Origin of the sequence: Staphylococcus simiae, assembly GCF_017357005.1 — a bacterium.
Taxonomy (GTDB): Bacteria; Bacillota; Bacilli; order Staphylococcales; family Staphylococcaceae; genus Staphylococcus; species Staphylococcus simiae_A.
The window spans coordinates 1,208,015-1,220,522 of the sequence record NZ_CP071589.1; the positions used below are offsets into that span (position 1 = coordinate 1,208,015).

Annotated in this window: 11 protein-coding genes and 1 riboswitch; of the genes, 2 read left to right on the top strand and 9 right to left on the bottom strand. The window is 31.6% G+C overall.

Going from position 1 to position 12,508, the window contains the following annotated elements; all coding sequences use genetic code 11:
* Together nikB and J3R86_RS05445 are read right to left on the bottom strand one after the other, a co-directional pair.
* On the bottom strand, nucleotides 1-984 hold the full coding sequence (nikB, locus tag J3R86_RS05440; protein WP_207518409.1) for a nickel ABC transporter permease: 984 nt from the start codon (nucleotides 982-984) through the stop codon (nucleotides 1-3).
* A gap of 295 nt (nucleotides 985-1,279) precedes the next feature.
* The gene (locus J3R86_RS05445) at nucleotides 1,280-1,624 is read right to left on the bottom strand and encodes a hypothetical protein (protein WP_207518410.1); all 345 of its coding nucleotides are present in this window, start codon (nucleotides 1,622-1,624) and stop codon (nucleotides 1,280-1,282) included.
* A gap of 416 nt (nucleotides 1,625-2,040) precedes the next feature.
* On the opposite strand from J3R86_RS05445, the gene pepF reads away from it, so the two are divergent.
* Nucleotides 2,041-3,852 (top strand): oligoendopeptidase F, encoded by a 1,812-nt coding sequence (gene pepF, locus J3R86_RS05450; RefSeq protein ID WP_207518411.1) that lies wholly within the window; start codon nucleotides 2,041-2,043, stop codon nucleotides 3,850-3,852.
* Nucleotides 3,853-3,916: 64 nt separating this feature from the next.
* Here pepF and phoU read toward each other — a convergent pair whose 3' ends face one another.
* From phoU to cvfB, 6 genes are all read right to left on the bottom strand, one after another.
* Entirely contained in the window at nucleotides 3,917-4,558 is a 642-nt protein-coding gene (gene phoU / locus J3R86_RS05455; RefSeq protein WP_207518412.1) for a phosphate signaling complex protein PhoU, read from the bottom strand.
* Between the two features lie 5 nt (nucleotides 4,559-4,563).
* Entirely contained in the window at nucleotides 4,564-5,412 is an 849-nt protein-coding gene (pstB, locus tag J3R86_RS05460; protein ID WP_207518413.1) for a phosphate ABC transporter ATP-binding protein PstB, read from the bottom strand.
* Nucleotides 5,413-5,459: 47 nt separating this feature from the next.
* Entirely contained in the window at nucleotides 5,460-6,377 is a 918-nt protein-coding gene (gene pstA / locus J3R86_RS05465; RefSeq protein ID WP_207518414.1) for a phosphate ABC transporter permease PstA, read from the bottom strand.
* A gap of 1 nt (nucleotide 6,378) precedes the next feature.
* Entirely contained in the window at nucleotides 6,379-7,305 is a 927-nt protein-coding gene (gene pstC / locus J3R86_RS05470) for a phosphate ABC transporter permease subunit PstC (protein ID WP_207518415.1), read from the bottom strand.
* 168 nt (nucleotides 7,306-7,473) lie between these two features.
* A complete protein-coding gene (locus J3R86_RS05475; protein ID WP_207518416.1) occupies nucleotides 7,474-8,421 on the bottom strand; it encodes a phosphate ABC transporter substrate-binding protein PstS family protein in 948 nt (315 codons plus the stop codon).
* Nucleotides 8,422-8,685: 264 nt separating this feature from the next.
* Nucleotides 8,686-9,591 carry a CvfB family protein gene (gene cvfB, locus J3R86_RS05480; RefSeq protein WP_207518417.1) on the bottom strand — a complete coding sequence of 302 codons (906 nt, stop codon included), beginning with the start codon at nucleotides 9,589-9,591 and terminating at the stop codon, nucleotides 8,686-8,688.
* 145 nt (nucleotides 9,592-9,736) lie between these two features.
* Between cvfB and J3R86_RS05485 the strand changes: the two genes are divergently transcribed.
* Nucleotides 9,737-11,338 (top strand): ABC-F family ATP-binding cassette domain-containing protein, encoded by a 1,602-nt coding sequence (locus J3R86_RS05485; RefSeq protein WP_002465042.1) that lies wholly within the window; start codon nucleotides 9,737-9,739, stop codon nucleotides 11,336-11,338.
* Nucleotides 11,339-11,478: 140 nt separating this feature from the next.
* On the opposite strand, the gene J3R86_RS05490 is transcribed toward J3R86_RS05485, so the two are convergent.
* Entirely contained in the window at nucleotides 11,479-11,574 is a 96-nt protein-coding gene (locus tag J3R86_RS05490) for a type I toxin-antitoxin system Fst family toxin (RefSeq protein WP_002465043.1), read from the bottom strand.
* A 715-nt stretch (nucleotides 11,575-12,289) separates the two neighbouring features.
* A riboswitch (Lysine riboswitch) is annotated at nucleotides 12,290-12,465 on the top strand.
* Nucleotides 12,466-12,508 lie beyond the last annotated feature (43 nt).

The following is a 12,508-nucleotide window of genomic DNA, read 5'->3' on the forward strand; positions in this document are numbered from 1 at the left end:
TTAAAGTGCACTTTGATCCCCACTTTCCATTAAAGATGACTTTGTTTTAGATACTTGTCGTTGTAATAGTCGTTGTTTAGGGTCAACAATAATCGTCACTATATCACCTAATGTATTAATGAGTACCACAAAAAATCCAATAAACAATACACATCCTTGAATAACTGGGTAATCTCTTGATTTAATACTATCCATTAATAAATAACCAAGACCAGGTATATCAAATAAATTTTCAATGACTACAGTACCACCAATTAAACTACCTAATGATATAGCTAATAATGGAATAATTGGAAGTAATGTTGGTTTAAGTAAATCGTGCAATAATATGTAACGTTCAGTCATACCTCGTAATCTAGATGCTTCTACAACTGGACTTTGATACAAGTCTAATAAATTCGAACGTATAAGACGTATCATATAAGCGCACATACCGAGAGACAAGGTGAATATTGGTAAAATATATTGAGTAAATAAACCATTATCAATATGTAATAGACGGTTAAATATGTAAATTAACATAATACCAATAAAAAATGATGGCAAACTAACTGATAAAGATGTCAAAATACGAATGATTTTATCAATTTTACCATGATATGTCTTCGCAGCAATGACCCCTAAAGGTATTGAAATGATTAATGACAATACCAATGTTAACAATGATATCAATAATGTTGGCGGTGCGTAATTAACGATTGCATCTGTAACAGGTTCATTTGTTTCATAACTTGTACCTAAATCCAAATGCAATATTTGATTAAACCAATGCCACCATTGAGAAAATATTGAATCATTCAAACCGAGTTTATCTTCAGTAGCTTTAATTTGTTCTGAAGATACTTGAGCAACGTCTAAATGTAATATTTTATCAACAGGATTACCTGGTGATAATTTCATTAAGGTAAAGGTCAGCAATGAAATGATAAATAATACCACTATCATTTGAAGCAACCTTTTTATTAATGCTTTGATAAGTGTCATGAAGTGACCTCCTCTTTTTATTAAATACTATTGTAATTTTAATTATATATTTAATTTTTATGAAAAAAGCACAGTACAAAATATTATAGTATTAATAACAACAAAATAATAGCCGTTTGCTTTATATAGAAAATTGTCAGAAAGTTACCTAGAAAATTAGTAGATATATATAATGAAAAATGTTGTTAAATATTAAAATTGTTTCAATAAAGTATTTGCAAATAAAATTTTTTATACCCACATAAAAAAGCATCAATATCACATGATTGATGTGACATTAATGCTTACAATATCATTACTTTCTGTCTTTACGACGTAATTCTACGCCATCAGCGCCATATTTTTCAATTTGCTTTTGTAATTTACGACTTTTACGTTCTTTACGCCAATTTCTAGTGAAATACCATATTAAAAAGCTTAATAATAAACTCATAATAGCTAGAAAAGCCGCATAACCTAATAACGGTTGATATTTGATTTGCTCAAAATTTGGGATGAAAAAAGCTAATACTCCTAAAATAACAAAAGTTATTACAGCAGAGACAAACCATTTATTTAACACTAAACAACAAAATACTGTTAATAATATCATTAATAATGTTGTTATCCATAAATAATTAGGCATATCAAATAATGTCATAATTTTTCTCCTTAAATAAATTCTTGTTTCTATTTTATAACATAAAGAGTCAAATAGAAACTAAGTCAATCTACCAAATCAATAGTACGATTATGCTGAACAAATATCATAGCTTTTTTTAGAAGGTAAAGTGATTAAAATTTGTTTCTGTTCCACCCCTGAAAGACTGACTAGTTTTGTAAAACTTTGCTTTTGCAACATTTTACAAACCAGACAGTTACTACCAAATACTTGAATTTAAGTGTGTAATGTTTTGTCCTAGTAGGCTCTCCAAATATAAAAATAGCTGTGAGAAAATCTATCGTCATAAAGTTTCTCACAACTAATCTTAGTATCTTTACGTTATCTTATCATCATTTAACTACAATTTCTGTTATCATGAATATAGAGTATATTCAAAAGAATGGAGCGATTATATGTCTCAAGGTTTACCATTAAGAAGTAATATTCCTACAACTGAAAAATGGGATATCACTGATTTATTTAATAACGATGAACAATATTATGAAACTATTAATCAATTACTTAAACAAGCTCAAGCTTTTAATCAACAATTTAAGGGACAATTAACAAATCATAAGATAATTGAACAAGCTTTACATGACTATGAGAATATTTTGATTTCATTAGATAGCTTAGCAAATTATGCAGAACTGCGTTTAAGTGTTGATACGCAAGATGATTCAGCCCAAACGGTCAGTGCTAAACTATCAACGACTTATGGCAAAATTGTCAGTCAGTTATCATTTGTAGAATCAGAAATATTAGCGTTGTCTCAAAATGAACTAACTACATTAGCAGAATATACAAAATTTACACATTATATTGAACAACTTATTCAGCAAAAGCCACATCAATTATCTTCAGATGTCGAACAGGTATTAGCAAGTCTATCACCAACATTGAATAGTCCATATGATTTATATGGCACTACTAAAATGTTAGATATCACTTTCGAATCTTTCGAACATCAAGGTACAATCTACCCAATGGACTATGCCACATTAGAAAATGAATATGAAGATAATGCAGATGCAGAATTTAGACATCAAGCATTTCAAAACTTTAGTAATGCTCTTAAAAAATATCAACATACTACAGCAGCTACTTATAATATGCAAGTACAGCAAGAAAAAATTGAGGCAGATTTACGGGGCTATGACTCTGTCATTGACTACTTATTACACGGCCAAGAAGTTACACGCGATATGTTTGATCGTCAAATTGACGTCATTATGAGTGACTTAGCACCCGTTATGCAAAAATATGTTAAATTATTACAACGTGTTCATGGATTAGAAAAAATGCGATTTGAAGATTTGAAAATCTCTATAGATCCTAATTATGAGCCTGATATTACAATTGAATCATCTAAAGAGTATATATTTGGCGCGCTTAGTGTGCTTGGAGATGACTATGTCGACATGTTACATCAGGCGTATGATCAACGATGGATTGATTTTGCACAAAATAAAGGCAAAGAAACAGGTGCTTATTGTGCAAGTCCCTATGCTACACATTCCTTCGTCTTTATTTCATGGACGGGCAAAATGGCTGAAACATTTGTCTTAGCACATGAGCTTGGACATGCAGGTCATTTTAACTTAGCGCAGCAACACCAACCATTTTTAGAATCAGAAGCATCTATGTACTTTGTTGAAGCACCATCAACGATGAATGAAATGTTAATGGCAAATTATTTGTTATCCAATAGTAAAGATTTACGATTTAAACGTTGGGTTGTCGCATCTATTTTATCTCGAACATATTATCATAATATGGTAACACATTTACTAGAAGCAGCTTATCAACGCGAAGTTTATAGACTTGTAGATAACGGCGAATCTTTAACTGCTAATAAATTAAATCATATTATGTTAACTGTTTACCAACAGTTCTTTGGTAACACAGTTGAATTCACTGATGGAGCAGAATTAACTTGGATGAGACAATCACATTATTATATGGGGTTATATTCTTATACCTATTCTGCCGGATTAACAATCGGTACAGTTGTCGCTAATAAGATAAACAATGAAGGTCAATCTGCAGTAGCAGCATGGTTAGAAACACTTAAAAAAGGTGGAAGTGCTAGTCCAATTGAATTGGCTAAAACTGCTGGTGTCGATATTACAACTGATGAACCGTTAAAAGCAACAATACATCATATTTCAAATTTAGTGGATGAAGTTGAATCCTTAACAAATCAAATCGAGCAACAGTTATAAAAAATACCAAGGTTATGAAGTTTTACCATTATTATGATGATGGAACTCCATATCCTTGGTTTTGTTATTGTTCATAATGTGAACCTGTTAAATAAAAATAAACACTCTCAGCAATATTAATGATATGATCCCCTATTCGTTCTAAATGTCTAGCAGCTAGGTGTGCTTGTCCTGCAACAAATGGGTCATTATCTATTAAGTATGTTGTATTAATAATATGACTATACAAATCATCAATATCTTCATCACGTTGAATTATTTCTTTTAATAAAATGATATCGTTATTTTTAAAAGCATGGTCTAAATCTTTCAACATTAACATAGCCAATTTCCCCATCGTTACTAATCTTGTTAAGACATAATCATCTGTAATTTTAGTACGCAATCTGATTTTTGCGATACTCGCAGCATTATCTCCTATTCGTTCTAGATCAGAAGCAATTTTCAAAGAAGACATCATCATCCTTAAATCTTTAGCCATTGGTTGTTGCTTAGTAATTAACATAATCACCTTTTCATTAATATCGTAATTTTGTGCATTAATTTTTTTATCGTTATTAACCGTTTGTCGTGCGAATTGACGATCATCAATACTTAATGACATTAAAGCGTTATCTATACTAAAATACACATGGGTACCTAATCTTTGTATATCTTTTATCAAACTGTCTAACTGATCTTGATAACGTTGTCTAATAATAGTCATCATTATTAACCAAACCTTCCAGAAATGTAATCTTCAGTCTGTTTATCAGCGGGATTTGAGAAAATTTTGTCAGTATCATCGTATTCATTGACGTAACCATTTAAGAAAAATGCTGTTTTATCAGAGACACGAGCAGCTTGTTGCATATTATGAGTGACCATAACAATGGTATAGTGTTCTTTCAACTCTTGTACCAATTCTTCAACACGTAATGTAGATATTGGATCAAGTGCTGATGTAGGTTCATCCATTAAGATAACTTCTGGTTCAATCGCTAAGCATCTGGCAATACACACACGTTGTTGTTGACCACCAGATAAACTGTAAGCATTTGTATGCAGTCTATCTTTTAATTCATCCCAAATTGCAGCACCACGTAATGATTTTTCAACAATGTCGTCTAGTATTTTTTTATTTTTAATACCATGAATTTTTGGTCCATAAGTAATATTGTCATAAATTGACTTTGGAAAAGGATTAGGCTGTTGGAAGACCATACCCACATTTGTTCTTAATTGTTCTTTTGAATATGTTGAGTCAAAAATATCTTGGTCTCTATATAATATTTTGCCTGCAGTTTTGACAGATGGTACAAGCTCAACCATACGATTTAATGTTTTGATATATGTTGATTTACCGCAACCAGATGGTCCGATAATTGCTGTGATTTGATTTTCTAAAATGTCTAAATTAATATTTTGCAAGGCATGATTGTTACCGTACCATAAATCAAGATGTTGTGTAGAATAAATGACCTTCTTTTTATTATCATCTTTAATCTTTTGATGGCTTTGAAATTCAACATTTTTATTTAGTTGAGAAATGTTTTTTGCTTGAGCTAATGTTTGAGTCATATTATTCTCTCCTTTTTACTAATCAATAATGTAAAAATCTAGTTTTATTAGAATTTTTTACTAAATTTGTTACGTAATAAGATAGCTATACCATTCATTAATACTAAAATGACTAACAATACAATAATGCCTGCCGATGCAACATTTTGGAATTCTTCTTGAGGCATTTTAGCCCATGTAAATATTTGGATTGGTAATGCTGAGAATTCATCTAAAATACTATGTGGTAGGACAAGAAGTATCGTTGGTATACCGATTAATACAAGTGGAGCTGTTTCTCCTAATGCTCGGGATAATGATAAAATAAATCCGGTTAATATACTTGGTAAAGCAGCCGGTAAGACGATACGACGAATCGTTTGCCATTTATTAGCACCTAAGCCATATGACGCTTGTCTAACTGAATTAGGTACTGCTCTTATAGCTTCTTGGCTTGAAACAATAATAATAGGCAAAATAAGTAACGTCATCGTTAAAGCTGCTGCCAAAATACTGTTACCCATTTTTAAACCTTCAATTCCTGCCCCACCTACAAACAATGTATAGCCTAGTAAACCAAAGACAACAGAAGGGACACCTGCTAAATTTGAAATACTTATTTTTATAAATTGCGTGAATTTATTATGAGTGGCATATTCTTCTAAATAGATAGCAGTTCCAATTCCTAAAATAATTGATAATGGAATAATGCTTAACATTAACCATAATGAACCGATTAATGCGCCTTTAATGCCAGCCATTGATGGTGTAGAAGACGAAAAATTTGTAAAAAATTCTATCGATAAATGCCCTGCACCTTTCATAATAGTTTGTGTAAGTAATGCTATTAATACTACTAAGCCTAGTAACGTACATGCTAAAGAAATATATTTAAAAATAGTGTTAATTATCGTTCGTTTTGTCATCTGACGATGAACCATTTGTTGATCTACTAAATGCTTATGCTCATTATTTGTTAATTCCATATTAGTACTCCTCTCTGAAACGTTTCGCTATCCATTGAGAAAGTAAATTCATCACTAAAGTAAAAATAAACAATGTGAATCCAACAGCATAAATACTGTAATAAATATCTGAACCAAATGTTGCGTCACCTGTAGCAATTTCAACGATATAGCCTGTCATTGTTTGTATAGAAGTTGTTAGACTTAATGATGAAGTTGGCGAACTACCTGCTGCTAATGACACAATCATAGTTTCACCAATAGCTCTCGAAATGGCTAAAACAATAGAAGCGACGATGCCAGATGTTGCTGCTGGTAAGACAACTTTTGTAGCAACTTCAAATTTAGTTGCACCTAAGCCATACGCACCTTCACGAATTTTATTAGGGACGGATGCCATAGCATCTTCACTGAGACTTGTAATTAATGGAATTATCATAACACCCACAACTAATCCAGGACTTAGTGCGTTGAATTCACCTAAACTTGGAATTATTGTTCTTAATATAGGCGTTACAAATGTTAAGGCAAAGAAACCAAAGACAATAGTTGGTATACCTGCCAATATTTCTAAAATGGGTTTTATAATACGTCTCGCTTTATCACTAGCATATTCACTTAAATAAATTGCAGCACCAAGTCCAATGGGTACAGCGAAAATAGTGGCAACTAAAGTAATTTTTAATGTTCCAATGATTAGTGCCCAAATACCAAATTGAGGATTAGAGCCAGTAGGATTCCAAGTTGTAGAAAATAAAAACTCACTGATAGGTACTCTTGTGAAGAACGTAATGGTTTCAGTTAATAACGTAAATAAAATTCCTAATGTCGTTAATATTGAAACTCCTGAAATCAAAGCTAAAATAATAGGTACAATTTTATCGCTATACTTTCCCTTTTTGTTATTATGTTCATTAATTAAAGTTTTAATATTTGTAGATGAAGTCATATTCAAACCTCTTTCTCTAGCTCCCAATTGAATAAATATAATAATAAAGATGAATCATTATTTAATACTCACATTTAAAAGTCCAATTACAACAATACCTTTTAATTATGAGTTATCGAAACTCGATAACGTTTCATCATTTTATTTTGAATAATGCGCTATAAAATATTATTTTTTATCTTTTGAAGCTTGTTCTTTATCTAACAACTCTTTCAAATCGTCTAATTGTGTTTGGTAATCTTTGCTTGGAGCAGCTACATATCCTGCTTCTTCAGCTGACTTACCTTTATCTTCTAGAATAAATTTCATGAAGTTTGACATTACTTTATTATCTTTTAATGCTTTTTCATTTACATAAATATATAGTGGTCTACTTAAGACATAACTACTATCTTGTATTGATTTTTTTGTTGGTTCAGTCGTTTGTCCTTTTGCATCTTTAATTTTAACTTCTTTTAATTTATCTTTATTTTGTTCGTAGAAATTATAGCCGAAGTATCCAATACCTTCTTTGTTTTTTGTTACTGATGATACAATCGCATTGGTATCTGCATTTTTCTCTGCTTTAATATCTTCTTTATTCATTACTTCATCTTCAAAGAAATCATACGTACCATGGCTGGAGTTTGGAGATACCGCGTTAATTTTCTTATCCGGCCATTTACTATCTACATCTTTCCATGTTTTAGCTTTACCTGAGTAAATTTCTTTTAATTGTTTCTTATCAAGTTCATTAACAAAATCATTGTCTTTATTTACTGCTACTGTTACACCATCTTGTGCTACCTTAAATTCTTTATATTTGATATTTTTTGCTGCTAATTTTTGTTTCTCTTCATCCTTGATCGGTCTTGAAGCATCTGCAAAGTCAATATCTCCTGATATGATTTTTTGGAAACCTGCACCAGTACCTGCTTGTCCTGCTGAAATTTTTGCTTGTGGATTTTGTTGTGCCCATTTTTCATTCAATTTTTCAACTATGGGAGCAACAGTTGATGATCCGTCACCTTTTGCTTGTCCTTGAAGGTCACTTTTATTACTATTTCCTCCTCCGCATGCGCCAAGTAAAAGTGTAGCTCCGATAACTGTTGAGCCAACCATTTGCCATTTTTTCATTGAAAAATCCTCCTGTTATGTAACTCAAATAATAACTATGTTTTGCTTACAATTTCATGATAACCGACAAATGTTAACTACGTTTTGAGATAATGTAAAAATTCAGCAAAGGATTGTTAAGACTTTGTAAAAAGATGAATGACTATTAATAAGTCATCTATGATAGTTAAAAATATTGTTTATAATAGAAGAAATACAAAAAAGACCCTCACTAAAATCAATGAGAGTCTTAAGTTATTTAATTATTAAATTTTGAAAGAACTGTTATTGTTCTTCAGAGTCTACGTGACTCCAACCTTTTTTAGTTAAAGTGATTTTACCAGTTTCAATATTAATCATTTTCTGTTTATAAAGATGACCAATTGCTCGTTTAAATGAGCCTTTACTCATGTTAAAGACTTCTTTAATGGCTTCAGGACTCGATTTATCCCAAAATGGTAATTCACCATCATATTCTACTAATAAATCAAAAACTACCTGACCATCATCGTCTAAACGTTCATGTGCTAATGGCAAGAATGAACCATTTAATTCACCTTTGTCATTATGTCCTATAATACGAACAGATACCAGTTCACCTAGACGAGGTTCAGCTTTACGTTCTGATTCATGAACAAATATTTTATGGCCATCATTACTTAATAAGAAACTACCAATTCTTAATACACGATATGGTCTAGCTTCTATTATTTCATTTTGTAAATGATCATCATGTACTGGTGAATACATTTTATCAACAATTGATTCACTCGCTAATCGACCAAACATTTGATTTTCACGATCTATTCTTAGTGTTACTAATATTTGATCACCAGCGACAGGCCATAATGATTTAACTTTAGGTAAATCTTCCCATGGTACTAATACTTCACGTGGTAACCCTACATCAATACGTGCACCATCACGATCAGTTTTTAATACTTTAGCAAAATCATATTTATCTTTAGTAATCTCAGGCATATTTTGTGTCGCAAATAATTCACCTGAACGGTTAGGGTAAATGAAGAAACTATATTCTTCACCTACTTCTAATTCATCGTCGTCATTTATTTCAGATTGATTTAATTTCACTTGTTCGCCATTTGGTCCTTTTAATAGATAGGTTGAACCTTGCAAACCAGTGACTTCTAAAAACTCAATTGAGCCTACTATATCTTTATCTAATGCCATGTTATTCTCCTTCTGGTCTTATATTCTTTATAATTATAACATGACTGAGACAATCTATCATTACAACTTATATGAGGTCGAAACTATTGCGAATTTATGATATAATTCATCCGTTAGAATATCGATAGTAAAAAGGAGAAAATGCATGTTACAAGTAACTGATGTTAGTTTACGCTTTGGTGATCGTAAACTGTTTGAAGATGTAAATATTAAATTTACAGAAGGTAATTGTTATGGATTAATTGGTGCTAATGGTGCAGGTAAATCTACATTTTTAAAAATCCTATCTGGAGAATTAGATTCACAAACTGGCCACGTATCACTTGGTAAAGATGAACGTTTAGCTGTTTTAAAACAGGATCATTTCGCATATGAAGATGAACGTGTATTAGATGTCGTGATTAAAGGCCATGAACGATTATACCAAGTCATGAAAGAAAAAGATGAAATTTATATGAAACCTGATTTCAGTGATGAGGATGGTATTCGTGCTGCTGAACTTGAAGGCGAATTTGCTGAAATGAACGGATGGAATGCTGAAGCTGATGCAGCCAACCTACTTTCAGGTCTTGGTATCGATCCATCATTACATGATAAAAAAATGTCTGAATTAGAAAACAACCAAAAAATTAAAGTTCTTTTAGCACAAAGTTTATTTGGCGATCCAGACGTATTACTACTTGATGAACCGACAAACGGTTTGGATATTCCTGCAATAAGTTGGTTAGAAGACTTCTTAATTAATTTTGATAATACAGTTATTGTTGTATCCCATGACCGTCACTTTTTAAACAATGTATGTACACATATTGCTGACCTTGATTTTGGTAAAATCAAAGTATACGTGGGTAACTATGATTTCTGGTATCAATCAAGTCAATTAGCACAAAAAATGGCTCAAGAACAAAATAAGAAAAAAGAAGAGAAAATGAAAGAGTTACAAGACTTTATCGCTCGTTTCTCTGCCAATGCTTCTAAATCTAAACAAGCAACAAGCCGTAAAAAACAATTAGAAAAAATAGAATTAGATGATATTCAGCCATCTTCTAGAAGATATCCGTACGTTAAATTTACACCTGAGCGTGAAATTGGTAATGATTTATTAACTGTACAAAATTTATCTAAAACAATTGACGGTGAAAAAGTTTTAGATAATATTTCATTTACTATGAATCCAAATGATAAAGCTATTTTGGTTGGAGACAGTGAAATCGCTAAAACAACTTTACTCAAAATTTTAGCTGGAGAAATGGAACCCGATGAAGGATCATATAAATGGGGTGTAACAACATCATTAAGTTACTTCCCTAAAGACAACTCTGAATTCTTTGAAGGTGTCGATATGAACTTAGTTGATTGGTTAAGACAATATGCGCCTGAAGATGAACAAACTGAAACTTTCTTACGCGGTTTCTTAGGACGTATGCTATTTAGTGGCGAAGAAGTTAAGAAAAAAGCAAGTGTCTTATCTGGTGGAGAAAAAGTTCGTTGTATGTTAAGTAAAATGATGCTTTCTAGTGCCAATGTTTTACTTTTAGATGAACCAACAAATCACTTAGATTTAGAAAGTATTACAGCTGTTAATGATGGCTTAAAATCTTTCAAAGGATCAATTATATTTACTTCATATGACTTTGAATTTATTAATACAATAGCTAATAGAGTCATTGATTTAAATAAACCAGGTAGTGTATCTAAAGAAGTTCCATATGAAGAATACTTACAAGAAATTGGCGTTTTAAAATAATATTTTAAAATTATTATATTTATAAATTGCACAATCAAGAATTATGGTGTAAAATAACATTATAACCATTGACATGGCAAACACAAATCCCCTCACTATGGTGGTAGTGAGGGGATTTAACTGTGTGGCTTTAGCACCTGCTATTTTTTACTTTTTTCATTAAGCCAATATGTGAAAAAAGCAATGGCACAACCTGAAATAATCGTGCCTAAAACGTTAATAATTACCATTGACATGGTAAACAACCTCCTTCCGTGTCAAATTGACTGGTTATGTGGTATTGGGACAGAAATAAATTTTAAATAAAATTCATTTCGTAATCCTATCCCCAGCAAGACTGTCTAGATTTGTAAAACGTTGATTGATCAGCATTTTACAAATCAGACGGTTTTTTTGTTTACATTTGATTACATCAAATGCATAAGAGCCACTAAGCCCCTACTTCGTAGTGACTGTTTTATTGTTTACATTTGATTGCATCAAATGCATAAGAGCCACTAAGCCTCTACTTCGTAGTGACTGTTTTATTGTTTACATTTGATTGCATCAAATGCATAAGAGCCACTAAGCCCCTACTTCGTAGTGACTGTTTTTTGTTTACATTTGATTACATCAAATGCATAAGAGCCACTAAGCCCCTACTTCGTAGTGACTGTTTTATTGTTTACATTTGATTACATCAAATGCATAAGAGCCACTAAGCCCCTACTTCGTAGTGACTGTTTTATTGTTTACATTTGATTGCATCAAATGCATAAGAGCCACTAAGCCCCTACTTCGTAGTGACTGTTTTTTTGTTTACATTTGATTACATCAAATGCATAAGAGCCACTAAGCCCCTACTTCGTAGTGACTAAGTGGCTCTAAATTTTCTGTTTATTTAAAAAAATCTAAATTATCGGTTTACATACATAATTGTCATATGTATAATGAATGCATATCAACTTAATAATATTTTGATGAGGCGCATCAATCAAGAGTAAGTATTAGATTACTGTCTGCTAACAGCTAATACTGAAAGGGTGCGATGCCGAAACGATTATAATAGCAGTTATAATTTGTTGGACTTTTTGGTTAAGAGCTAAGAGTTTGTCATTATTCAAAAATAATGGAGTGCATCACTTGTATATAAATTTAGAACAAGTTCGCATTCCGAACTTGTTCTTTTTT